At 39.4% G+C, this 23,298-nt stretch carries 22 protein-coding genes; 4 read left to right on the top strand and 18 right to left on the bottom strand.

Annotated elements, in window-relative coordinates:
* Nucleotides 1-17 precede the first annotated feature (17 nt).
* Nucleotides 18-1,391 (bottom strand): HAMP domain-containing sensor histidine kinase, encoded by a 1,374-nt coding sequence (locus V7121_RS09905; RefSeq protein ID WP_335501992.1) that lies wholly within the window; start codon nucleotides 1,389-1,391, stop codon nucleotides 18-20.
* Nucleotides 1,369-2,079, bottom strand: a complete 711-nt coding sequence (locus tag V7121_RS09900) for a response regulator transcription factor (RefSeq protein ID WP_335501991.1) — start codon at nucleotides 2,077-2,079, stop codon at nucleotides 1,369-1,371. Before V7121_RS09900 ends, V7121_RS09905 begins: the two co-directional genes overlap by 23 nt.
* A gap of 349 nt (nucleotides 2,080-2,428) precedes the next feature.
* Between V7121_RS09900 and V7121_RS09895 the strand changes: the two genes are divergently transcribed.
* Nucleotides 2,429-3,790, top strand: coding sequence for a sensor histidine kinase (locus V7121_RS09895; RefSeq protein ID WP_335501990.1), 1,362 nt, complete (start codon nucleotides 2,429-2,431; stop codon nucleotides 3,788-3,790).
* Between the two features lie 43 nt (nucleotides 3,791-3,833).
* Here the strand turns inward: V7121_RS09895 and V7121_RS09890 are convergent, their stop codons facing one another.
* The 9 genes from V7121_RS09890 to nadE form a co-directional block, all read right to left on the bottom strand.
* On the bottom strand, nucleotides 3,834-6,227 hold the full coding sequence (locus tag V7121_RS09890) for an immune inhibitor A domain-containing protein (protein ID WP_335501989.1): 2,394 nt from the start codon (nucleotides 6,225-6,227) through the stop codon (nucleotides 3,834-3,836).
* 318 nt (nucleotides 6,228-6,545) lie between these two features.
* On the bottom strand, nucleotides 6,546-8,063 hold the full coding sequence (locus V7121_RS09885; protein ID WP_335501034.1) for a flotillin family protein: 1,518 nt from the start codon (nucleotides 8,061-8,063) through the stop codon (nucleotides 6,546-6,548).
* Between the two features lie 13 nt (nucleotides 8,064-8,076).
* Nucleotides 8,077-8,619, bottom strand: coding sequence for an NfeD family protein (locus V7121_RS09880; RefSeq protein ID WP_335501032.1), 543 nt, complete (start codon nucleotides 8,617-8,619; stop codon nucleotides 8,077-8,079).
* 259 nt (nucleotides 8,620-8,878) lie between these two features.
* Nucleotides 8,879-9,613 carry an amino acid ABC transporter ATP-binding protein gene (locus tag V7121_RS09875; protein WP_335501030.1) on the bottom strand — a complete coding sequence of 245 codons (735 nt, stop codon included), beginning with the start codon at nucleotides 9,611-9,613 and terminating at the stop codon, nucleotides 8,879-8,881.
* A gap of 15 nt (nucleotides 9,614-9,628) precedes the next feature.
* Complete coding sequence (locus V7121_RS09870; protein WP_335501042.1) at nucleotides 9,629-10,327, bottom strand: amino acid ABC transporter permease; 699 nt, start codon at nucleotides 10,325-10,327, stop codon at nucleotides 9,629-9,631.
* On the bottom strand, nucleotides 10,314-11,141 hold the full coding sequence (locus V7121_RS09865) for an amino acid ABC transporter substrate-binding protein (RefSeq protein ID WP_335501028.1): 828 nt from the start codon (nucleotides 11,139-11,141) through the stop codon (nucleotides 10,314-10,316). Before V7121_RS09865 ends, V7121_RS09870 begins: the two co-directional genes overlap by 14 nt.
* A 142-nt stretch (nucleotides 11,142-11,283) precedes the next feature.
* A complete protein-coding gene (locus V7121_RS09860; RefSeq protein WP_335501026.1) occupies nucleotides 11,284-12,714 on the bottom strand; it encodes an amino acid permease in 1,431 nt (476 codons plus the stop codon).
* A gap of 191 nt (nucleotides 12,715-12,905) precedes the next feature.
* Entirely contained in the window at nucleotides 12,906-14,114 is a 1,209-nt protein-coding gene (locus V7121_RS09855) for an MASE3 domain-containing protein (RefSeq protein ID WP_335501024.1), read from the bottom strand.
* Nucleotides 14,115-14,266: 152 nt separating this feature from the next.
* Complete coding sequence (gene nadE / locus V7121_RS09850; protein WP_335501022.1) at nucleotides 14,267-15,088, bottom strand: ammonia-dependent NAD(+) synthetase; 822 nt, start codon at nucleotides 15,086-15,088, stop codon at nucleotides 14,267-14,269.
* A 132-nt stretch (nucleotides 15,089-15,220) separates the two neighbouring features.
* Between nadE and V7121_RS09845 the strand changes: the two genes are divergently transcribed.
* Entirely contained in the window at nucleotides 15,221-15,733 is a 513-nt protein-coding gene (locus tag V7121_RS09845; protein WP_335501020.1) for an acyl-CoA thioesterase, read from the top strand.
* A 98-nt stretch (nucleotides 15,734-15,831) separates the two neighbouring features.
* Here the strand turns inward: V7121_RS09845 and V7121_RS09840 are convergent, their stop codons facing one another.
* Together V7121_RS09840 and V7121_RS09835 are read right to left on the bottom strand one after the other, a co-directional pair.
* On the bottom strand, nucleotides 15,832-16,827 hold the full coding sequence (locus V7121_RS09840; protein WP_335546484.1) for a DUF3231 family protein: 996 nt from the start codon (nucleotides 16,825-16,827) through the stop codon (nucleotides 15,832-15,834).
* Between the two features lie 75 nt (nucleotides 16,828-16,902).
* Complete coding sequence (locus V7121_RS09835; RefSeq protein WP_335501040.1) at nucleotides 16,903-17,880, bottom strand: cation diffusion facilitator family transporter; 978 nt, start codon at nucleotides 17,878-17,880, stop codon at nucleotides 16,903-16,905.
* A 153-nt stretch (nucleotides 17,881-18,033) separates the two neighbouring features.
* On the opposite strand from V7121_RS09835, the gene V7121_RS09830 reads away from it, so the two are divergent.
* Nucleotides 18,034-18,741: a DNA alkylation repair protein gene (locus tag V7121_RS09830; RefSeq protein ID WP_335501016.1), complete on the top strand. Its 708-nt coding sequence runs from the start codon at nucleotides 18,034-18,036 to the stop codon at nucleotides 18,739-18,741.
* Between the two features lie 40 nt (nucleotides 18,742-18,781).
* Here V7121_RS09830 and V7121_RS09825 read toward each other — a convergent pair whose 3' ends face one another.
* From V7121_RS09825 to V7121_RS09815, 3 genes are all read right to left on the bottom strand, one after another.
* On the bottom strand, nucleotides 18,782-19,015 hold the full coding sequence (locus V7121_RS09825) for a hypothetical protein (protein ID WP_335501015.1): 234 nt from the start codon (nucleotides 19,013-19,015) through the stop codon (nucleotides 18,782-18,784).
* A 73-nt stretch (nucleotides 19,016-19,088) separates the two neighbouring features.
* Complete coding sequence (locus V7121_RS09820; RefSeq protein ID WP_335501012.1) at nucleotides 19,089-20,084, bottom strand: AI-2E family transporter; 996 nt, start codon at nucleotides 20,082-20,084, stop codon at nucleotides 19,089-19,091.
* A gap of 97 nt (nucleotides 20,085-20,181) precedes the next feature.
* Nucleotides 20,182-21,192, bottom strand: a complete 1,011-nt coding sequence (locus V7121_RS09815) for a polysaccharide deacetylase family protein (protein ID WP_335501010.1) — start codon at nucleotides 21,190-21,192, stop codon at nucleotides 20,182-20,184.
* A 201-nt stretch (nucleotides 21,193-21,393) separates the two neighbouring features.
* On the opposite strand from V7121_RS09815, the gene V7121_RS09810 reads away from it, so the two are divergent.
* The gene (locus tag V7121_RS09810; RefSeq protein WP_335501008.1) at nucleotides 21,394-21,861 is read left to right on the top strand and encodes a hypothetical protein; all 468 of its coding nucleotides are present in this window, start codon (nucleotides 21,394-21,396) and stop codon (nucleotides 21,859-21,861) included.
* Nucleotides 21,862-21,903: 42 nt separating this feature from the next.
* Here V7121_RS09810 and V7121_RS09805 read toward each other — a convergent pair whose 3' ends face one another.
* Both V7121_RS09805 and V7121_RS09800 read right to left on the bottom strand, forming a co-directional pair.
* A complete protein-coding gene (locus V7121_RS09805; protein ID WP_335501006.1) occupies nucleotides 21,904-22,269 on the bottom strand; it encodes a 2Fe-2S iron-sulfur cluster-binding protein in 366 nt (121 codons plus the stop codon).
* A 4-nt stretch (nucleotides 22,270-22,273) separates the two neighbouring features.
* Nucleotides 22,274-23,122 (bottom strand): family 1 encapsulin nanocompartment shell protein, encoded by an 849-nt coding sequence (locus V7121_RS09800; RefSeq protein WP_335501004.1) that lies wholly within the window; start codon nucleotides 23,120-23,122, stop codon nucleotides 22,274-22,276.
* Between the last annotated feature and the right edge of the window lie 176 nt (nucleotides 23,123-23,298).

Below are 23,298 nucleotides of genomic sequence, written 5' to 3'. Positions count from 1 at the left end.
CTTTCTTCATTCTAACGTTAGTCTTTCTGCGGAAACCACAAGGTAACATTCGTTCCTTTATTCAGTCTGCTTTTAACTTTAATGATGCCATTATGTGCATCCATTAAGGCTTTTACAATGGAGAGACCGATTCCGACTCCGCCCGTTTTACGATCACGCGATTTATCCCCACGATAGAAGCGTTCAAAGATGTGCGGAATATCATCCTCTGCCATACCTGACCCTTCATCTTGAATCTTAAAGCCGACATATCCATCCATTTCTGTTTGCACAGACAAGGTAACATTTTTCCCTTCTGGCGTATACTTTAGGGCATTATTTAGGATGTTGGAGAGGATTTGCATGAGTCGATCTTTGTCTGCTTCAAACAATTCATCCTGTGCCGGTTCTTCAATGTGTAGTTGAACACCTTTCTCTTTAAACAATGGCAAAAACATTTCATATAACGCCTCAAGAACACTTCCTGCATCTAATTCAATTTTTTCAAGCCTTATTTGCGGATTTTCAGCAGCAAGCAGCTTTTCTAATTCATTGACCAATCTGACTAAGCGCATTAACTCCTCATGCGTTGTCTGCAATCGCTGCGGTGTTGGTTCCCAAATCCCATCTTGAAAGGCCTCTATTTGACTTCGCAACGTCGCGAGTGGTGTGCGGAGTTCATGGGCCAAATCCCCCGTAAAGTGCTTGCGCAAATTTTCTTCCTTTGCTAGTGACACAGCCAGATTATTAAAGGAAATAGCGATGTCCTTTACCTCAGTTGGCAATCCCGATAATGGAATCCGTATGTCAAGATTATGATTTTGCAGCTCATTAGCCGCGAACGAAAGTTTCTGCAATCCTGAGGTGAGTTTTTTCGAAAACAGCATACTAAAAATAATCGCCAGTATAATCGTTAAACATACGGCAGCATAAATGTATAATTGAATCGTTTGAATAAAGGTGTATTCATCATCAATTAACCCCTTTGGATAGATGGCAACTAGTTTCCCAATCACCTGATTTTCAACCCTTAAGGTATAGGTATTAGAGTGCCACTCTTCATTATTTGGGGCGGGTTCCGTTAACCCAAATCCATTTAACATGCCGCGAATGTTGGATGAGTCCATTTGCAATTGACCGAAACGATCATAGAGTTGAAAATAGAGCTGATCTGTCATGGCATGCTCATGCAATAGCCCAAATACCGGATCACTGGTAAAATGACCATTTTTTTTATAATCCTTTTCAATTTCTGTAATGATTCGATCAATTTTCTTTTCCCGATTACGATCTAAATAGCTGTTAAAGCTCTCTTCAAAACCATACTGGATAAAGAAACTCACAATAATAATCGCAATCATTGAGATGAGTAATAAATAAAAAAGTATCTTAGACCGGAGCGTTTGCAGCATCTAGTACCCCTCCAAATTTATAACCCATTCCGAAAACCGTGACGATAAAATCAGGCTGCCGTGAATCTAACTCAATTTTTTTCCGAAGATTTTTGATATGGGTATCGACACTGCGCTCATAGCCTTCATAATACATGCCTTCATCCTGAATCTTTTCAAGTAAATCCATCCGGCTGTACACTCGGCCCGGATTGACTGCCATATTGGTTAATAGCTTATATTCAATTGGTGTTAAGGTAATGTTTTCTCCATTAGCAGTCACTTCTTTTTTAATTAAGTCAATGACTAGCTTTTTATGATTGAACTCAAGTCGTTCCACTTTTTCCGTCTTTTTAACACGTCTTAAAATCGCCTGCACACGGACAACGACTTCACGCGGGCTAAACGGTTTGGTTAAATAATCATCTGCTCCCATCACGATTCCGTTGATGCGGTCATCTTCAGCAGATTTGGCTGTCAGCATCAGAATCGGCACATCTGACTCTTTTCGCACCAGGCGACAGACTTCTTCACCAGATATGTCTGGCAGCATTAAATCTAATATAATTAAGTCAGGGTTTACTGTTTTTGCTTTTTTCAAGGCATCAATGCCATTATCTGCTGTATGAATTTCGTAGCCTTCTCTGACTAAATAGGCTTCAAGTACTTCTATTATTCTACGTTCATCGTCTACTAATAATATTTTCATTTTTACCACTCCCCACATATTAAATATATCATTTCAGGTCTGTGATGTTTGTAACTTCACAAATTCACCACAAGTTCTTCATAACATCTTCAATCTTTCCAAGTAGGATAGAACTGTAGTTAGGAAGAGGCGATAACTAGAAGGACTCCCAAGTTTGTAGTTATCACCTCTTTGATGAAGTACTTGGTCCTTAGACCATCTTACTCATCCCAAATTTAACCTCTCTTTTTTATATAGTTCGGACGTCCCAACGGTGGGGCGTCCACTTTTTTTTTGTAAATTTGCTACAAATTGATGCTCATCTAAGGCAAACTATATAGTATGCTATGGGAATGAGGTGTTCAATACTATGAATAAAATATCAATTAAGATTGGTTTGCTTTTTTTTCTAGCCATTTTTATATTAGAGGGCATTTCCATGGTTTTCTTGCATAATAATATCATTCATTCCACGGTGCATGAAGAGTTAACTTCTCTCCAAACGCGGGGTAATAATCACCGCGAAATCCTTGAGGCTTCTTTCCATGATGAAACAATCCGGCACATTGCTATGATGGAAGCGCGGACCGATACGCAAGTAATTTTAACGAAGCCTGATGGGACGATCTATATGTCTTCGAATCGGGTCACAGATGCCATGAAAAGGATTATGAAAACACAGCCAAAGAGTATTCCCCACGAGGGATTCATATTAGAAGACGACTGGAAGAATGCTGCCTTTATTGCTTCGATTAGTCCTGTCCTCGTCAATCAGAAAATTACAGGCTATGTATTTATGTTTCAAAACACACAAAAAATAAAAAATTTGATTTCTGGTTTAAATCAGCATTTCTTAATAGCTGGTCTCCTGTCCCTTTTGTTTATGATGATTATTATTATCTTTTTGACAAGGTACGTCACCCACCCGCTAATTGAAATGAGTGAAGCAACCAAAAGGATCAGTAAAGGCGATTTCTCCGTGTCCTTGCCAAAGGTTGGCAAAGACGAAATAGGAGAATTGGCCGAATCAATTAAGGTGCTAGCCAGTGATTTAGAAATTTTAAAAAATGAACGGAATGAATTTCTTGCCAGCATCTCACATGAACTCCGGACACCACTTACTTATATTAAGGGCTACGCAGACATTGCCCGCCGGCGAGAAACGAACGGTGAAGAAAGAGATAAATACTTAACCATTATTTTTGAAGAAACCGGCAAGCTTTCAAAGCTTGTTAAAGAATTATTTCATCTCGCAAAAATGGATGAAAACACTTTTTCGATTGAAAAGGAAGAGGTCCATTTATTGCCTTATTTTCTATCTATAATCGAAAAAGTTACCCCAGCCCTGAAAGAAAATCAAATGGACCTTGTTCTAGAATGTCCTGAGGACCTTTATCTTTTTCTCGATCCGATTCGATTCGAGCAGGTCATTCTCAATTTGATTGACAATGCACGTAAATATTCCGAACCAAATACTACAATTCTTGTGGAAGTTAGGCATATGGGTGAAAGGATTCATATTAAGATTCAGGATGAAGGAAAGGGAATCCCAGCAGAGGACTTGCCGCGGATTTTTGATCGGTTCTATCGCGTGGATAAATCTAGGACCCGGGCTCTTGGTGGAACGGGTCTAGGACTGGCGATTGTCAAACAATTAGTCGAGGCTCATGGAGGTACCATCAAAGTAACTAGTAACCCGAATAACGGGACCATATTTGAAATGATTTTATAAACAATAAAAGACACCAGGCGTGCCCGGTGTCTTTTGCTGCTTCTTATTTGTGGATCCAAACCGCACCAGCGGAGTTATCTTTAGCTTCGCCGATGACTTGGAACTTGATTGGGTACTGAGACGGAACTTTTACTCCAGCATCAGGAATTACTGTATTAATGTAAGTTTTTGTGGAATCAAATTCAGTTACTCCTGGAAGACCTTTGTAATCATAGATTCCACGAGATGGTGAATCAATATACCATGCAGGTGCCTTATCCAATGAGAACGCTGCATCGGCCACTTGATATCTTACACTTTGATTAATAGATGGTTTACCAGCTAATGTACCGATAATTGCCTCAGGGTGTGCATCTACCACACTTAGGAATCCTTCACCAGGGTGAACGCCAGTCCAGTTATCAGTAAACGTATCATCACCATACCAAACTACTAAACCAGTATTATACTTAACACCGCGTGAGAATTGCAGCGCTGTATCCGAACCAGCGTAGTTTCTCCACTCTAGGTAATAATAATGTGGTTTTTTGATAAAGCCATCAGAAACTTCGAACCCATCTAATGTTACTTGTGGTATTCCTTCTGCATCGTCAGAGAATTTCACGTTGCCATCAACTGTTAATTGAAGGTTATCAAGGGCAAATCCGTTTGGAGCAAGTCCACCATCAGTAACATATTCAAAAACCAGCTTCACTTTTTGGCCAGCAAATTGTGATAAATCTAAGGATTTATCTTCCCACTTGCCTTGAGAGGTTTCGAGCCCACCAGCAGTGTTCTCATCCCCAATGACATCTAGGTCTACACTCTTGCCATCTGCAGTTACTGCACTTACAGTTAGGTAGTCATAGTCAGTTTCAACCTCATAAAATTGTTTGTAATCAAATTTAGCAGAAGTAGCACCTGTTAAATCAAAAACTGGTGTTTCTAGGACTGTATCTAAGTCATCACCTTTTGTACTGTAATAGTACTTAGCACCAAATGCAGGAGCAATCCCAGGAACCTTCTTTTCAGGTAGATTTACCTTCACAATACCAGGATTTTTAGATTTTGTGACACTCTGATCGATAACAGCTGCTAAGCCATTTTTATCGATATCTTCATAGTTTACTTCGGTAATATTTGCCCAATTTCCTCCAATAGTTTTTTGGTAGAATTCTTTTACTTGTGGTGAGAAGCTAGGTGGCTGGGTACCGGCAATATTACCACTCCAGCTGCCTCCGCTCATGATTGACCATTGTTCAACTGTATCACCATGACCAGTATATTGTGTGTCATACTCATCAGGAGCCCCTAAGTCATGTCCATATTCATGTGCGAATACACCGACAGCCCCGTCTTCCGGCTCAATTGTGTAGTCGTATGCAGCCATTTTTCCGCCCCAGTAACCTACAGAAGCTGTTGTGTTGGCTACTGGATACACACCATTTAATGTCCATCGGTGTGACCAGATGGCATCGTCACCAAGTGCTCCACCGCCAGCTTCCTGGCCTACACCAGCATGAAGAACCATTAAGTGGTCAACCAAGCCGTCAGGTTCGTTGATATTTCCGTCACCGTCAAGGTCATAGATATCCAAATCATCAAAATTTGATAAATTAATTCCTGATTTTACAGCAGCATTTAAAGCATCTTTAACAAGACCACGTGGACCTTTTGTCCCCGTTGCATTGTCGTGGCCACCTGCAGGATTATCGCTACCGTAATCAGCTGCATTCCCAGCTACTTGAAGCCAATCAGAAACAGTTCCTTTAACTGTATAACTTCCCCCAGATTGCTCTTCATAATATTGTTTGAATGTTTTTATCTTATCACCATTAAATAAAGTGAAATCCGTATCACCAAAAAGCATTTGCTCATAATGCGCTTTGTTGAAGTCATCTGCGTACATGTAACCTGGTTCTTGCTCAATATTGTTGTGCTTAAAATCAGCATATTCTACAAGCAACACAAGGACTTTATCTTCACGAACATCCCCGTTATAACCAGCTTGCTGCGCAGAATCAACTTTAACTGCTCCATTTGGCTTACCTTTTTTAAAGTTTTCGTGCCCCTTAGCAAGTTGCTTAGCAAGCTTGTCCTTTTGCTTTGTCACAAAGTCCTTTGCTTTTTGGTCAAAAGCCTTTTGTTCTTTTGTCAGGTTCTTGTCCGTTTTGCCGGGCTTTTCACCCTGTTTTTTCTTTATGTAGGCTTTTACTGCTTTTGCTACTTCTTCTTGACTAGCATTCTTAGAAATTAGTCCTCTTTTTTGCAATGACTTTGCTAGTCTGTCCTGATCAACAACATTCAAGTCAATCGGTGCCGATTCTGCAGCGTATACAGTTTTAGCAGACACGGGCGATGCTTTTGGTCCAGCAAAAGAACCGGCAAATAATGTCGTTGCCACTAGTGTTGTAGCAGCAACGCTGGATAAAACTTTTAATCCGCTTTTCTTCTTCACGATGTAACCCCCTAATAATTAATATGTTGTAAGTGTTTTCTGAATAGTCTGATTTGAATTTTAACAACAAGAATTAATATTGTAAATATTTTAAATTTTATGTTAATAAGGTGGATTTTTAGATATAACCGATTATAAAAATCCATTTTTTCCTAGTCCACTGAGTCATTTCACCTGAATCAATGAGTAATTTTATAGGAGTAATTGACCCAAAACTCATTTTTTTATTAAAAATCCTATTATTCCGAATTCCGAAATTTAATTCTTTTTACCTACAAAAAAAAATCCTTATCATAGGCGATAAGGATTTTTTTTAATCTATTCTGCTTTTTTCTTCACTTCGTCAGTTAAATGTTCAATGCTTTGTCTAACATTGCCTTTTCCTGAATAGTTTTCAATGAGCTCCTTCACATCAATACCGCTCGAAGCCTTAAGCGACTCTTGAAGGCTCGCCATTAAGTTGGTTGCATAGCTGGTGATTTTGTTTGCCCCGCCACTTTCTCCAGAGCCCCCCGTATCAACTACGGTAATTTTATCAATATTAGCTAATGGACTTGCTACCTGCTTCGCATATTCAGGCAACATTTTAATAATCATATCGAGGATGGCCGCTTGACCGAATTGCTCGAAGGCTTCAGCGATCTTTTCCTTTGCTTCTGCTTCGGCTAAACCTTTGAGGCGAATAATTTCAGCTTCTGTTGAACCCTGCGCTTTTTGCGCCTCTGCTTTGGCAAGACCATCCAATCGAATCCGTTCAGCTTCCGCCTTGGCCATTGCTTCAATCCGGTACTTATTGGCCTCAGCTTCAGCCATTTCTTTGGCCTTATTTGCCGCTGCTGATTGTTCCACGGAATACCGGTCCGCGTCTGCCTTTTTCTTAACTTCTGAATCATATTGCCGTTCGCGGCGCTGAATTTCTTTTTCTTCTAACTCGATTTGTTTTTGTCTTTCAATGATCTTAATTTGCATTTCCTGCTCCATTACTTCCTGCTTCGAACGTGCACTTTCAAGATCGTAAGCCTGGTCCGCTCGTGCTTTGGCAACATCTTGTTCACGGCGGTACTCAGCAATTTTTAAGAGATTGACTTTTTCTGCCTCAGCAATTTCTGTTGCCCGCTCTAACTCATTCTTCTTGGCTTCCTTAGCAGCCTCTGCCTTTTTAATCCGTGTTTCTTTATCCGCTTCAGCTGTAGCAATATCAGCATCTCGTTTTACTTGAGCAATCCGCGGTTTCCCAAGGGATTCAAGGTAACCATTTTTATCACGGACGTCCTTAATCGTAAAGGAGACAATGACTAAGCCCATTTTAGCCAAATCCTGTGAGGCTACCCGTTGGACCTCTTGTGAAAATTTATCGCGATTTTTATAGATTTCTTCGACCGTCATCGAGCCTAGTATCGACCGTAAGTGACCTTCAAGAACTTCACGAGCTTCACTTTCACGATCCTCCCTTGGCTTTCCAAGATACTGTTCAGCAGCCGTAGCAATTTCACTAATGGAGCCGCCTATTTTAATAATCGCTACCCCATCTGCCATAACAGGTACGCCCTGCTCCGTGTAGACTTCGGGGGTTGTAACTTCTAATTTACTTGATAATAAGCTAAGCGGCTTTGCCTGTTGGAAAACTGGTAAAATAAACGTACCGCCGCCACGGATGATTTTAATTTTATTTCCAGATTCGTCGACATGTACATTCCCATTCCCAAGAAAGCTCCCTGTCACAATCAAAGCCTCATCTGGCCCGGCAGTTCTATATTTTGTAATAAAAACACCAATTAACGCAAGTAGAATAAGTGCAACAATTCCGATAATAATCCAAATAATATTAAACTCCATTTCCTAAAACCCCCTATAAAAGACTTTCTAATTCTTGGTGTACTGTGACCTCGAGGACACCATTCTTCACCTGCACAACCAGCACTTTTGCGCCACTTGGAATCGAGTCCTTATCAAAGCTTGACGCCGGCTTGGCAATCCTTCCGCTCGTACTGTCAATCATGACCTCTCCATAGCCATCAACAGGGATCGAAGTGATCACCGTGCCGATCCGTCCTTGTAAATCTGATTCTTTATAGACAAGTGACTCTTCTGCAGAAGAAAGCGGGACGAGGACAAAGACATTTAACAAAGCGACAACAATAAAAGCAGCCACTGCTGATATGCCCAAGATAAGTAAATAATGGATTGAAGATAACCGTTCAAACAAATAACCGCATGCGGACAGAATCGTAATGAATGCAAAGATTAAGACAGGGTTAAGGAATTCCATTCCGTCACCTGGTCCATGAAAATGAAAGACATCAGCAAACAAAACATACAAAACGGTTAATACTCCTGAAATAATTAATCCATATAAATAAATGGTCTCTAACGGAATGCTGAAAGGTTCCATGCGCATCCATCCTTCTTATTCATTTAAAGTACTTTTATTAAACCACCACACCTCATCCATACGCATCCATCCCTTCTTATGTATCTACCTTAAATACGGTTAGATTATGGAAAAGTTTCACTTTTTTCTAAAAATTTTCCGGTTAGTACTAGTTTTCGATAATACTTGTCGAAATCCTGCCATGCTAATAAGGAGAATCTATGAACACTGCTTTCTCCCCCAAAAATAAAAAAGTGCCATAGCACTTAGCTACAACACCTTATTGAATCATATTCAGGAACTTCCTTGTTCGTTCTTCTTTTGGTTTGGTAAAGATTGCTTCTGGCTTGTTCCGCTCGACAATTCTACCCTGATCCATAAAAATGACTTCATCAGCAGCTTCACGGGCAAACCGCATTTCATGGGTAACAACGATCATCGTCATTCCTTCCGCCGCGAGGTCCTTCATAACTTTTAACACCTCACCCACAAGTTCAGGATCAAGAGCAGACGTCGGCTCATCAAATAGCATAACCTCGGGTTCCATCGCTAATGCCCGGGCAATACCGACACGTTGCTGCTGACCGCCTGAAAGTTGTACCGGAAAGTAACCCACTTTATCTCCTAAGCCAACCTTTTCAAGTAAAGCCTGTGCTTTTTTCCGTGCTGATTCTTTATTTTCACCTTTAACAATGATGGGCCCTTCCATCACATTTTGAAGAGCTGTTTTGTGCGGAAAAAGATTATAACTTTGAAAAACCATTCCCGTTAAGCGGCGAAATGAAGCAATATTCTTTTTCGAAACAGCTTTAGAAAAGTCCAAGCTTTGTCCCTCAATCGAAAGGACACCTTTTGTCGGCGTCTCCAATACATTCAAACAGCGGAGCATCGTTGTCTTCCCAGAACCAGACGGGCCGATTATCACGACTACTTTCCCTTTTTCAACGACGAGGTCAATCCCTTTTAAAACTTCTAATTGACCAAATTGCTTATATAATCCTTTAATTGAAATCATCGTAAATCTCCCTCATTAAGACGTGTACCGGTCCAGTCTCTTTTCCAAGAATCCTTGTAGGATCGAAAGGAAAAAGCAAATGACCCAATAAAGTAGTGCTGCTTCTACGTATACCAATAAAAATTCATAGGTGGTTGAAGCAATTTCTTGGGCACGGCGAAACATCTCTGTTACAAGCACAACTGATGCAAGAGAAGTGTCTTTTACAAGACTAATAAACGAATTTGATAATGGCGGTACGGATACTCTTGCAGCCTGCGGAAGAATGATTCTTTTTAAGGCTTGGGTATAGGTCATTCCAATTGAGAAAGCCGCTTCCCACTGACCCTTTGGAATGGAAATAATCGCCGCTCGAATGATTTCAGATGCATATGCACCCACACTTAAGGAAAAGCCAATGACCGCGGATATAAAAGGATCCAAGGTAACACCTATATTGGGAAGTCCATAAAAAATAATAAATAACTGGACCAGTAATGGCGTTCCACGAATCGCTGATACATAAATTCTGGCCATTACTTGAAAAATCTTCACTTGAGAAATTCGGCCAAGCGCAGTCAACACTGCCAATATAATTCCAATGATAAAAGAAATAATCGTTAATGGTATTGTGTTCATAACAGCACCCTCCAGCATCGGCTGGAGGGAAGTTTTCGCAATCTCAATTAATCGATCCACTCTTTCTGGGTCAGCAAAAATACTATTTAAGTACATCTTCACCAAACCACTTCTCGGAGATTTTTTTGTACGTGCCATCATCGACGATTTCTTTGAGCGCTTTATTTACTTCGTCAACAAGTGTGTCACTTTTCTTTCTAAACATAAAACCGCTTGAAGAAGCATCATTGGCAGTATCGACAATCTTGATTGGCGCATCTGGTTTTTGTTTTTTATAATCTAAATAGGAAAGTTTATCGTTAATCGTCACATCCACACGTTTTTGGGCAAGGAGTTCAACTGATTGTTGGAAACCATCCACCCCAACTAGTTTAGCGCCATATTTTTTAGCCATATCTCCGTAATTACTTGTCAACGATTGAGCCGCATTCAATCCTTTAATATCTTCAAATGCTTTAACTTTATCGTTATCTTTATGAGTAATCAGGACTCCTGCTGACGTAATATATGGGTCCGAGAAATCATACTTTTTCTGACGGTCTGGACGAATTCCAACCTCGTTAGCAATCATATCAAACCGTTTCGCATCTAAGCCTGCAAACATCGCATCCCACTGGGTTTCTTTAAAATCAGGTTTAACTCCGATTCGTTTGGCAACTTCAGTTGCAAGATCGACATCAAATCCAGTTAGATTGCCACTTGTATCATGGAAAGTAAAGGGAGGGTAGGTACCCTCTGTTCCAATTAACAGCGTTCCTTTATCCTTTATTGTTTTTAATAAATCTGCTGATTCAGCAGTCTTTTTCTCAGTTTCCTTTTTACCTTTATTTGCTTTATCATCCTTACCGCATGCTGAAAGAACTAGCATAAAGCTTAACAATAGTGCAAAAATAATTGTAAGTTTTCTCATCGGTAAAACCTCCTAATTTTGATTGGTTTTATCACATTGTTTTACTTCTATCGAAGGAAACCTGTTTACGAAATTAAGATTATTTTACCCTTTTAAAAAAAATAAAAACCCATCAGAGAAAATCTGATAGGTTAAAAAATAATTATGCTGATAAAGCTTTCTTCTGTTCAACGTTTGCGGACTTTCTCCCTCTCCATAGCGGTCCATAAAAGAGGATTCCACTCGCAATCAATATCATCCCATAGGTGAAGGTTTTAATGTCTGCTGTTCCTGCGATAATGACCCAAACAGAATAAATGGTCGACAGCAATGCAATGATCCCATCTCCAATTCTAGAACGATCTCCTGCATAGGTCTCCCCAGTAATTACTAATTTCAACTGGTATACAGATGAAATAAAGTAGGGGACTAAGTAGGATAAAGTGGCAATGACAATCACGAAGCCAAAGGCATCTGAAATGGATTTAGATATTGTTGAGAAAATAAACAGTTGTCCTAAACTATTCGAAACAATCATTGAAAACAACGGCAAGCCCTTTTTGTTTTCTTTTTTGAAAGAAGGAAGGAATAATCCTTGTTTCGCCGCTTGATATGGTACTTCCGCACTTAGCATTAACCAGCCAATCGTTGACCCAAATAAACTGATTAGCCCAATAGCGGCTAATGCCTTTCCAGCAATAGGTCCTAAAACCGATGAAATCGCATCAATCAAAGGCTTGTCTGAGTGAATAAGTGTGTTTTGATCCAACATGCCCATAACCAAGGTGCTAATGCCAATATAAATCGCAAGGGCAATAAATAAGCCCAGAATCGTCGCCCTTTTCACATCCATTTGTTGTTTCGCTCGCGATGCAAACACAACCGCAGATTCTACCCCAATAAATGCCCATAAAGTATTAACAGCTGCATTCTTTACTTGGCTCATCATGCCAATAGCATGGCGAGCCTCATCCATTCTAGTGGCCATAAAAGGAAGCATATTACTTTTTTCAAATGCAAATAACCCAACAATAATAAAAATAAAAAATCCGGCAACTTTAGCTGCAGTTGCTAGGAAATTCAGCTTTCCGGCACTTTCCATCCCACGCAGAATGATAAAGTGAGTTCCCCAAAGCAGTACAGAACAGACAATAAAGGTGAAGCCATTTCCAACCTTTAGCGTAAAACCACCAACTGCAAACCAATCCGCTTGGCTCGTTAAAATCGGGAAAAAGGTTGATAGATAACCAGCAAAAGTTGTAATCATCGCGACATTACCGGCGAGGTTACCAATCCAATAACCCCAAGATGACATAAAGCCTGATAAGGTAGAAGCATGAGAACCTGGTTTAAAAAGTTCCTTCGCATAAATTTGCGGACCACCTGTTATGTTTGGTTTTCGAATCGCAAGGTTACCAAACACCAGAGCTGTCATTAATACTCCGAATCCTGTTACGAGCCATGCTGAAATAACGCCGGCTGGACTTGCTGCTTCGGATAGTGAACTTGGCAGCATAAAAATCCCAGAACCCACCATGTTTCCAACTACAAGAGCGGTTAATACCCAGAATCCTAATTTATTTGCGTTCCCCAAGGTGTCATCCCTCTTTTCATCTTTTTAAATTATCTTAAAATAGTGCTTTTTTAGTCATTAAACTGAATAAATATTGATTTTACTTCATTAAATATAAGGCCCGGAACATTAGGTGTCAACGTGAAATTTTATCCTGATAAAGTATTAGGGTAGTAATGCAAAAAAAATAGCAAGTAACCTTTGAAAACTGATTACATTACTATTTTTTGAAGGTTGTTTATCTCTACTTTTTGATTTCTTTTCGGCACAGGAAGTTGATGAATTCCTGTCATATCGATTACTGTTCCTATTATAGTCTCTTTTTCATCCTCATCAATAGCAGGTTTAATGGAAATAAGCAAAGATTTTTCCATGTATTCCATTTCAAATCGGATATTTTCCTGAAGACGTAAAGACAGGTGACAATATTCATTTAAAGTACCATTACTAGAAGAGAAAACCTCTGTTAACGAGCGGTTAATGACCTCTTCTTTGTATAAATCAATTTGACTGAGCATATTTCCTTCTAGGACGGTAAGGATAAATTGATTACCCTTTTTCGCTGCTTTAAAAACAAAACCAGGAAGTTCCTTTAATAGCTGCTCATTGTCCTGCTCTCTTAGATTTTCGTGATTGGGTGAAGGCGAGAAGTAAAAGCTTTTTAAAATGAAATAGAAACCAAATGCCTTAAATATATGACCCGAAAAATTATCTAAATCAAAGACACTTTGATAGATGGTAAAAATTAATTCTGTTAATAGCAGAAAGACAAATGCTAAGGCAATTGCTAATTTTTCCTCACGTTTTTCGATATGGTATTGAAATAAAGCAACCATTAACGACCCGAATTGAATCAGGCTAACAATATACTCTAATCCATTCTTCCATAGGGTTGTACCCCTTCCTTCAACGACAAGCAGTGGAAGGCTATTTTCATAATTAATGATTGAGAATCCAATCAGGAATACGATGATTAAGCCCAAGCTGAGTACCCCGGCACGGTAATCCCTTTTCAGTATTCGGTCGGGAATTAGTAAAATAGAAAAAATTAGCAGCGATTGGATTAAACGTGCGGAAATCCAAAACCAGGTGGCTTTTGCAATTGAACTCTCAGTAATAAAATATGGCATGCCTTTAAAGGAGAGTGTATGAAGTAAATCAAGGGTACCAACTAAGAAAAATGTAACGCCCAAAAGTAACATTCGACTCGACCTTGTTGCACCAAACTTTTTTAGTCCATATAACATTATCGACGCTGAAATAGAAATACTGAAAGATTCTAAGAGTGTATGAAAACCAACGTAGTTTTTAGGATTGTAGATCGTACTAATTTGAGGTTGGAATACATGGGTGGCCATGAGCAGGAGAACGGCTAACGTGGTATAAATAAGAAATTTACCTTCTGTTAAGTTTGTTTTCATTCATACTCACCCTATTCACTCAGAATTATTAATTACATTATAAATGTGGGAGAGTCGTAATAACTTGGTAAAATATAGACTTTTTATGAATTTTTAGAATTTAACATATCTTTAAAAAATGCGCCTGCCATTTAGGCAGACGCTTGTCTAAATCATTTCCACCATTCATCAAAGATCGTAGCTGGAAGCTGGCGTTTATGTTCTGTCATAAGGTAGCGCTGTTCTATTTTGGCAGCGACTTCTGATGAAACTGCTCTTCCTTCCAAAAAGTCATCGAGTTCATCATAGGAAATGCCTAATTCAGTTTCATCAGCTTGACCAGGCTTTTGGTCCAGTAGGTCGGCAGTTGGTGTTTTTAGATATAAGCGTTCTTCAGCTCCAAGCTCTTTTAATAAAGCTTTTCCCTGCCGTTTCGATAGTCCGCTCAATGGAAGAATATCCGCTCCGCCATCGCCATACTTCGTATAGAATCCTGTTACTGCTTCTGCTGCATGATCTGTTCCAATTACAAGCAGTCCTTCCATACCACCGATAGCATATTGAGCAATCATTCTCATCCTAGCCTTAACATTCCCTTTTTGATAATCACTGAGGGTTGTCCCTTGATCGTTGCTATCATATTCTTTTTGGACTTCATCTACTGATGATTTGATATTAAAGACGGACTCACGGTCTGCACGAATAAAAGCTAACGAACGCTTCGCGTCTTCCTCATCTTGTTGGACTCCATAAGGGAGACGTACAGCGATAAACAAAGCATCTGTTCCTTCTGAGCGCAGTTCTTCCACAGCCAATTGGGCAAGCCGTCCAGCTAGAGTCGAGTCCTGACCACCACTTATTCCCAGCACATAGCCCTTTGCCTTCGTTTTGACCAGATAATTTTTCAAAAAGTCGATTCGCTTGCGAATTTCTTCTTGTGGTTGAATGTTCGGCTTTACATTTAAAGCTTTGATAATTTGTGCTTGCAAGTTCATTCCATTTTACCTCCTGACTAACAATGATATAGTAAATAATGTACCACAAATACTCTGATTTCACTAAAAATGAAAAGAATAATGGAGTTGGGGGTAAATTAACTTTAGACAATTTTTTGGGAGGGTATATAGATGGAATCAAAAACATGTAATGAATCCCGAGTCGTAAGGACGAGCAGGATTTTTCCTAATGATGTGAATAACCATAATACATTATTCGGCGGAAAGTTAATCAGTGATATCGATATGATTGCCTCGATTTCAGCTGGGAGACATTCTCGAGCGGAGTGTGTGACGGCATCGATTGATTCAGTTGATTTTCTTAGTCCAATCACTCCGAAGGATTCTGTTTGCATTGAAACATTTGTCTCTTCGACTGGAACCTCTTCGATGGAAATTTTCGTTAAAGTGATTGCAGAGAATCTAATGTCAGGTGACAGAAAAATTGCTGCTACTGCTTTTTTAACCTTTGTTGCATTAGATGACAACGGGAAACCGACTAAGGTTCCGCAGATCATTCCAGAAACCGAAGAAGAGAAAAAGTTATTTGAAACAGGGAAAGAACGAGCAGAAAAGCGAAAAGAACACCGAAAAAGCAGCAAAGAACTCGCTAACGTGCTGACCATACATAAGCCTTGGGAATAACCAAAGCGGAAGCGCCTTGTTCAGGGGCTTATGACCCCGAGCCCCTAGGCGCTGGAGCTGGACGATAACAAAGGTTCGCGGGAAATCCCGCGAACCTTTTACAATTTCTGAAGATCTCTCCGGCTCGGTGCGTGTGGGGGTAACTGGGCCCAACCGCGATCGACCATTAAATCAAAACCTTTAGCTGAATAAGTTAATATTTCTATAATATATTTTTGATAATAGGCAGCTAGGTCCGATCTCATGGACAAGGACAACGCATGACCAATTAGTGTGATATCAATCGCATTAAGTGAATGGAAGAGTGTAACCACAAGTCGATCGGAAAAAGGAGATTCCGTTGAATCCGTAACTTCCATACTTGTCGAGACATTCCCGAGCAATTCCTCCCTCATGAGAATATCATTAAAGGTTCTAATCTGCTCTTCGGAAATTTTTTTGCCTTCTTCAATATAGTTGTGAATTTCTTTGTCCTTAACTACTTGAAGTAAACCCATGCATAATAATATTGAAAAGTAATTCCGTTCGGTATTAAAAAAAATCTCCGTCAGTTCAGCTGCATTTAACGGTCTTTTTTTCCCAATCGCACTTATATAGGACAACTTTTCAATGTATCTAACTTCTTTATGATAAGGAATCATCGGCGGCCGATCATATACTCCCTTTGAAAGCATTAGCTTCGTGGATTGCTGATATAACTTCGAAGATTCTTGGACCATCGTAACAAAAAAATCCATGACATCTTCTCTCGCTACATTGGCAGTAATAAAACCTGTGTTAATCATCCCTAGTCGGCTCAAGGAGTAAACAAAGCTTAAGCTGAATGGATCATAAAATAGCGGTGGAACTGTTAAATCAAGATCCTCAGTTGTAAATCCATCAGGGATTGGGATCCCTTCCTTATTAAATATGGATGTAATGGTTTGGAGATGGCTTTCAGAATGGACATAAGCCTGCTGAAGGACCTCCCCTATCTCCTCATCTACATTATGATGGAGAAAATAAGTAAGTAAACACACCGTCATATTCTCTTGTATATAGATGGCCCATAATGAACCCATTTCAGAACTTGATAATCTTATGTTGTGTTCCACCAATATGCTGCCTCCTAAAAAAGCCTTACTGATAGATTCCCATACGTATAATTTTTTATTCTTCAATCCAGCCAATTACTTTTCGACCATTGTTTTACTCCGTGACTGCCATGACTTCACATCATCTTCTTCGTCAAACTCAATCGTGACATCGACGACACCTTTTTCAGCCATAATTTTTTCCTCGAGACGATCTTTAATATCGTCGGCAGCTGCGACTGTTAGACTTGGGTCGACCTCAATCTCTAATTCCACATGCAGGTCCTCGCCCTCTTTGATGACGGTGATATCTTGAATATCCTTGACATCAGGGTCTTCCATTACAAGCATGCCAATCTTATTTTCCATTTCTTCGTCCGCCTGACCAAGAACCCCTGCGGCATTATCCAAAAATACTCGTCCTACTACAAAGAACATTAACGCACCGATTAAAATAGAGGCAATCCCTTCAATTTGGTGGAATCCTGTAAAGCGGGAAATAACGACGGCAATAATCGCTAACACCCCACCCATGGTTGCCACAAGATCCTCCATAAAAACAAGCTTGGTAGCAGGTTTGGCTTTTCCCAAATTGGCTAAGCTTTTAGTAAACACCTGAAGCCCGCTTGCTTCAATTTCGATATCATGTAATATTTCCTTCATCGCCTTAAATAACACGAACGTTTCAAGAAGGGTTGCAACCGCTAAGACGACTATGTTAATAATAAAACCGCTCGACTTGGTTGGATGAACCACATGGTGGTATCCCTCTTTTATTGTTTCAAACGCCATAATTCCGACAATAAGCACGGCACCCAAAAGAACAAGGTTGACTAAACGGCCAAACCCGTTTGGATATTTTTCTGTCGGTGCCTTTTTACTAAGGGCGGAGCCAATAAAAACAAAAAACTGGTTCGCCGCATCTCCAAGACTGTGCATCGTCTCAGCAAACATCGCTACATTGCCTGTAAATATAAAGGCTACACCTTTAATAATGGAAATAATCGTATTAATAATTGCCGCCAGCATGGCAGATTTATTGCCACGTTTTAATAATTGCAATAGTTCGCTCATTTTGTCCTCTTTTCTTTTCATAACTTTGCTTTTCTTAATATTTTCAAAAATAACCTCTTTCATTATAAATAACTTCAATAAATTATGGCAACAAAAGGGAACTTTTCCACCATCGTGTTACAATAAAATAAACAAGGCATTGGAGGATAGACGATGACTTTAGATGAAATTATGTGGAAACTCGCTGAGCTAGGATCTGATCAAACAAGGAAAACATTTATCAATCATGGTGCACAGGGGACATTCTTTGGGGTGAAAATTGGCGATTTAAAAAAGCTCGTCAAGTATGTAAAAAAGGATCAGGAACTAGCGCTGGAGCTATATAATACAGGCAATCATGATGCAATGTATTTAGCAGGACTTTCTGTTAATCCAAAATTGATAAAAAAAGACACGCTTCAAACGTGGGCAACGAAAGCAAACTGGTACCTGCTTGCTGAATATACGGTGGCGGGAGTGGCAGCAGAAAGTGATTATGCCTTGGAACTGGCAAGAGAATGGATCCAATCTGATGAAGAAATGATTGCTGTTTGCGGATGGAATACATACGCCAACTATTTATCGATTACGCCTGATGAACAGCTCGATATCGAAGAAATTCGCGGCCTCCTTCACCAGATAGAAACAACTATCCATGCGGAAAGAAACCGGGTAAAATACGTCATGAATGGATTTGTGATTAGTACCGGTGCCTATGTAAAGGAACTCCATAACGAGGCTGTTGAAGTGGCTGACACTATTGGAAAAGTTCATGTGAATGTCGGTCAAACAGCATGCAAAGTGCCAATCGCCACCGATTATATTAAAAAAATCGAATTGCGCAATAAGATTGGTGTAAAAAGAAAAACGTGTATATGTTAAGAAAAGCAAAAGGGCCCCCTAGCCAGGAAGGCCCTTCTTTTTATACGTTTTTAAGCACCAAAAAAAGGCGATTATTTCGGTTCTCTTTTTCCTCTTCCGATGCTAAATCATATTTTTTCAGCAAATGGAATACTTCATTTAATAAATCCTGAGTATGCTCTTTTTCAAAAAACTGATGAAATAGTGGCTTCATCTCTTCTGGGAGAAAGGGTCCCTGTGATTCAAATTTACTTTTTACATCTTCATGGGTATGATCTAGCTTACATTCGCTCATATCTTGTCCCCCCTTATTTATTTATCTTTAGTATAAACAAAAAAGCCCTCAGCATGGGCTTTTTTGTCCAACTTTATTTACTCTCGGTCACTTCTAAAACATCTAACAAGAATACAAAGACAGGAATCCCGACGATTAGCCCCCACACACCAAAAAAGTGCTCGGAGAAAATCAAGACAAGGAAAGTATAGAAAACGGGAAGATTTGTCTTTGAACTCATTAAGTTTGGATTGAGAATATAGGCTTCGATGCCATGAATAATCATAATCGCAATACCGACATAAAGGACTGTCATTAAGCCGCCAATACTATAGGCGATGATAGCTAGCGGAATGATTGAGATAATCACACCTGCAACTGGGATAAGGCCCAAGATGAAAATCATAATTGATAATCCGCCCAGCTGTGGAAAATCCAGTATCCATAAGGAGATTGTAGTTAAGATACAGTTTACAACCGCAATAATCAGTTGGGCTTCGATTACCTTACCGAATGTACCAACAAACTTCTTTGCAAAAAATTCAATTTCGGAGTAAACAGGTGCAATCTTACTTTTTCTGAATTTCTTTGTAAAGACAATCAAGCGCGGTTTTTCTAATAAAAAGAACAAACTCATTAATAGTGCTAATAGAACTTGCAAACCAATTTTACTAATATCAGTAAAGTACTTTAATACGAAAGTAAAGCCTTGCTCTAAGTAACTTGAGATCTTAATTTCTTCCAGTCGGGTTACGATATAATTGAGGATAAAATTATCATGCTTCGACGTATAAAAGGCTGTTAACTGCTTGATTAATGCAGTAATTTCACCGGCAATCATTGGCAGGTACATGACTAGACCATAAGAAAGCAAGCCCACTATACTCGCATAAGAAATAACAACAATCAACTTTCGGTTAATCGGTATTTTACCTTCAATGAAATGCACTAATCGGTCCATGAGAAAGGCAAAAATGAATGTAAGTAAAATCAAATTAATCATTGACTTCATTGCATAGATAGCAATGGCAAGTAGGACAAAAATAGATATTCGCTTAAAACCTGTACTCTGCAATAGTTTATTAATCATAGGCTATTATCGGTCCCCATTATCTTCACTAAAATTCACATGAAAAATTTTTAATCATATCGCCATTATATCAAATCGGCAGGTATTTTGTCTTATCTCAAAATTGAACAGGCACTGTAGTTTTTTCAATTGGTTTGCCTTCATATCCATGCTTTTTTAAATAATCTAGAAGTTTTGGCAAATGGGCAAGTGTTTCCTTACGCTCATGTAAAAGGATTACCAGCGGTCCATTTTGATGTTTCTTCTGTTTTATTTGTTCAATTACGCTTTTGACATAGCGCTTATCCTTATAATACCAATCCTTACTATCAATATTCCAATCCCACATGATGTATCCATTTTGCTTAACGGCCTTTTTATACTCATTGGTCATGTATGGTGCACTTCCGTATGGAGTTCTCATAATAAATGAGTTAACACCTGAAACTGACTTTAAGGTGTTTCGGTTTTGGGTTAATTCACTTAGAACTGTTTTTTTAGACTTATAAAATTGCTTTTGACTGTGAGATACACTATGTAATCCAACCGTTTCACCTGTCCTAGTCATTAATTTTACCGCTTCAGGATATCTTTTAATATTCCCGTCAATCATAAAAAAGGTCGCTTTAAATTGATACTTTTCCAGTAGTTTGATAATCTTATCCGAAAATGGTGCTGGACCATCATCAAAAGTTAAATAGACTATTTTTTTTGTTTGTAAATTAGTTTTTTTAATTGGAGTTGCATTTGATTTCTTGGCCGGTGATTGAGAAGTAGTTAGTTTATCTTTTGTGGTGGGGTTTGCTGCAGCTATATCTGTAGTCTTATGATCTGGCACCTTACTAATCTCTCGTTCTTGCTCATTTCTCCAATGAATAGCAGCCTTTTGCTGCTTTTGCATGAATTCCTTTTCCCGCCTTAAATCATTGGTGTTCTGCACAATTGTTTGTGGTGACGCATCTTTTTTTACTGGCAAATTTGTTGCTTCATTTTTTAAGTGATTGTTGGATTCACTGCCTGCAGCTCTTGCTTGAAAATAATTACTAACAAATATTCCAGCAAACAAAAAACCAACGGCAATAACAGCGATTATCGTCCCCTTCGACCAACCACTTTTAAGATTCCCCATTGATCAATCCCTCTTTGTTGTTTTTTATTTATTACATTCATTATAGACGAAATTTTGACCAAAATGTTACCAATCTATGAATTTATAAAATTCCTATTTTGTTCAAATAAACTTCAAAGTTTGGTGCCTGACACCCATTGACAATGATTCTCATTATCTTTAATATGAGCTTATCGATATCATATTGAAGGGGGATACAACATGTTTAACATGCTATATGGGTTGAAGGATATTCACACGGTTATTTCAAATCAACGTAAAATCGGCGGTGCGGCAGAAGCTGATTCGATTCGATTATTATCAGGTGAAACCTATTTAAACCCCGTGTTTACTAATGTGGATCTCTCAAAAGGACAGTTTTTATCAGTTGGTTTTATCGATCAGGATGGTGCTAACGTCATTGCCCATGTCGATCAGATTGCGGTCATCAAGGGGTTGCGCCACAAATTAATTTGCCAGCTAAATAATACGTTTATTAAACAATACCTGTTGAATGATACATTGAAATATCTACAGAAGCTATGTGAAGTGAATGCTGGATTTGTAACAAGTTCCTTTAAAAAAGAAGCGTTGAAACTTGTGCGTGATATTAGTGTGAAGGAATTGAGGAATCACAATATTTCACTTCCGTTTCCACTAGAAGATAAAATAGTGCAATTGTATGCATAATAAAAACGAGGTCACATTTCGGTGTGTACCTCGTTTTTTTGTTTATTGAATGACCGCCTGGCACGCTAATCGATAGCCGTTGTTTAGTTCAGTGCCAAGCTTTTTTTGCTCTTGTTCATTTGGCTGTGAGAGCCGTGTACTTTGCAGAACCTGGACCGTACATTGTCCACAGGTTCCCTTCTGGCATTTGTATTTGATGGACTTCCCTTGGTTTAGAGCAACCTCAAGCAGCTTCCCCTGAGCAGGCATGATCTCAAATCTATTTGATCCTTGAACTACGATTATTTTCTCTAGATGAGATTGGTGTGCAGCTTCTTCTTTGTCAACGATAGGCCGATGTGTTGAGTTCAGCACAGTAGCAATCTTGCCAGGAATGAGTGAGCCTACAGTAAATACTCGATGGTTCATTTAATTAATCCTCAATTGCCTCAAGGGTACAAATGGCACCAGGGCGTTTAATTCGCAAAACTGCTGTTTCATATACTCGGAATGGATGATTCATCCCTTCCACACCCAAGTAGGCTGTATCAAAATCCTCGGAAACGGCAAGGTCCAGATTGTTTCGCCCAGTGTTGAGAATTACTCCTGTTTTCCCTTTTAAAACAGGGGATTGGAACACGCCATCTGTCACGAGCTCACGGATATGTTCAATTTCTAACACATTGGTATCCTTATGAACACGATGAATAAGGGAATACAGCTCTGGTGATAACACAAGCGCAAACGGACCATGATGGTTCATTTCGAGAAGTTTGTTTCGTGCCTCGACAACATCCTGAAAAGCGGTACCTGATTCATACCATTCGCCGATTAAGTGTGTCAGCCTGCCTTGGACATTCATTAATCCAGGAATATCAAATTCCTTGGCCCCATGAAAAATCATCTGATCTTCTAGATTGGCAACGTCTCGGGCTGCATTGGCTGCTGGTGAAAAATCAATGGGTATATCGAGTGACTTCGCCTGTTCAATATCACGCCAATAGAGGATGAAATCCTTATATAGTAACGGAATGGTAAGGTTTACTCGTTTACTTGATTCAACAATGGTATCAAAAGAACCTTGGTAGTCCATTTTTGCTTCCTGGTTTTCGATAAAGATATCATTTGCGATGCTTTGCATCCCACGGCCGAGTGGTCCATATAACTCGATAAAACGCCGTCCAACAAGCTGTCTGCGTGCTGACTCAATAATTGTTTTATCAAGTTCTGAAAATTCCTGGCCGGTTAGTGGTGAATCCGGATATAATTGCGACTTGTTCATTTTGGGTCCTCTTTCCTTTTTACATTTACTGTCTTGTATGTGATTTTGAGTGGGTGGTGTGGTGAGTGGGTGGGTATTCCGCCTATTCTTGGTGGGATTCCGCCGAATTTGGAACGGATCCTGCCAAGACTGGGATTTATTCCACCAAACAGAGCGTGGATTCCGCCGCTCACGGT

This window comes from Neobacillus drentensis, from assembly GCF_036962125.1.
GTDB classification, from domain to species: domain Bacteria; phylum Bacillota; class Bacilli; order Bacillales; family Cytobacillaceae; genus Neobacillus; species Neobacillus drentensis_B.
The sequence above is the reverse complement of the archived record's forward strand: the minus strand, read 5'-3'. Positions and strand labels throughout refer to the sequence as shown.

What these genes read in the sequence shown, in the direction of transcription:
- V7121_RS09905 (WP_335501992.1), bottom strand. Translation starts at nt 1,391, where the DNA reads ATGCTGCAAACGCTCCGGTCTAAGATACTTTTTTATTTATTACTCATC.
- V7121_RS09900 (WP_335501991.1), bottom strand. Translation starts at nt 2,079, where the DNA reads ATGAAAATATTATTAGTAGACGATGAACGTAGAATAATAGAAGTACTT.
- V7121_RS09895 (WP_335501990.1), top strand. Translation starts at nt 2,429, where the DNA reads ATGAATAAAATATCAATTAAGATTGGTTTGCTTTTTTTTCTAGCCATT.
- V7121_RS09885 (WP_335501034.1), bottom strand. Translation starts at nt 8,063, where the DNA reads ATGGAGTTTAATATTATTTGGATTATTATCGGAATTGTTGCACTTATT.
- V7121_RS09880 (WP_335501032.1), bottom strand. Translation starts at nt 8,619, where the DNA reads ATGGAACCTTTCAGCATTCCGTTAGAGACCATTTATTTATATGGATTA.
- V7121_RS09875 (WP_335501030.1), bottom strand. Translation starts at nt 9,613, where the DNA reads ATGATTTCAATTAAAGGATTATATAAGCAATTTGGTCAATTAGAAGTT.
- V7121_RS09870 (WP_335501042.1), bottom strand. Translation starts at nt 10,327, where the DNA reads ATGTACTTAAATAGTATTTTTGCTGACCCAGAAAGAGTGGATCGATTA.
- V7121_RS09865 (WP_335501028.1), bottom strand. Translation starts at nt 11,141, where the DNA reads ATGAGAAAACTTACAATTATTTTTGCACTATTGTTAAGCTTTATGCTA.
- V7121_RS09855 (WP_335501024.1), bottom strand. Translation starts at nt 14,114, where the DNA reads ATGAAAACAAACTTAACAGAAGGTAAATTTCTTATTTATACCACGTTA.
- nadE (WP_335501022.1), bottom strand. Translation starts at nt 15,088, where the DNA reads ATGAACTTGCAAGCACAAATTATCAAAGCTTTAAATGTAAAGCCGAAC.
- V7121_RS09845 (WP_335501020.1), top strand. Translation starts at nt 15,221, where the DNA reads ATGGAATCAAAAACATGTAATGAATCCCGAGTCGTAAGGACGAGCAGG.
- V7121_RS09835 (WP_335501040.1), bottom strand. Translation starts at nt 17,880, where the DNA reads ATGAGCGAACTATTGCAATTATTAAAACGTGGCAATAAATCTGCCATG.
- V7121_RS09830 (WP_335501016.1), top strand. Translation starts at nt 18,034, where the DNA reads ATGACTTTAGATGAAATTATGTGGAAACTCGCTGAGCTAGGATCTGAT.
- V7121_RS09825 (WP_335501015.1), bottom strand. Translation starts at nt 19,015, where the DNA reads ATGAGCGAATGTAAGCTAGATCATACCCATGAAGATGTAAAAAGTAAA.
- V7121_RS09820 (WP_335501012.1), bottom strand. Translation starts at nt 20,084, where the DNA reads ATGATTAATAAACTATTGCAGAGTACAGGTTTTAAGCGAATATCTATT.
- V7121_RS09815 (WP_335501010.1), bottom strand. Translation starts at nt 21,192, where the DNA reads ATGGGGAATCTTAAAAGTGGTTGGTCGAAGGGGACGATAATCGCTGTT.
- V7121_RS09810 (WP_335501008.1), top strand. Translation starts at nt 21,394, where the DNA reads ATGTTTAACATGCTATATGGGTTGAAGGATATTCACACGGTTATTTCA.
- V7121_RS09805 (WP_335501006.1), bottom strand. Translation starts at nt 22,269, where the DNA reads ATGAACCATCGAGTATTTACTGTAGGCTCACTCATTCCTGGCAAGATT.
- V7121_RS09800 (WP_335501004.1), bottom strand. Translation starts at nt 23,122, where the DNA reads ATGAACAAGTCGCAATTATATCCGGATTCACCACTAACCGGCCAGGAA.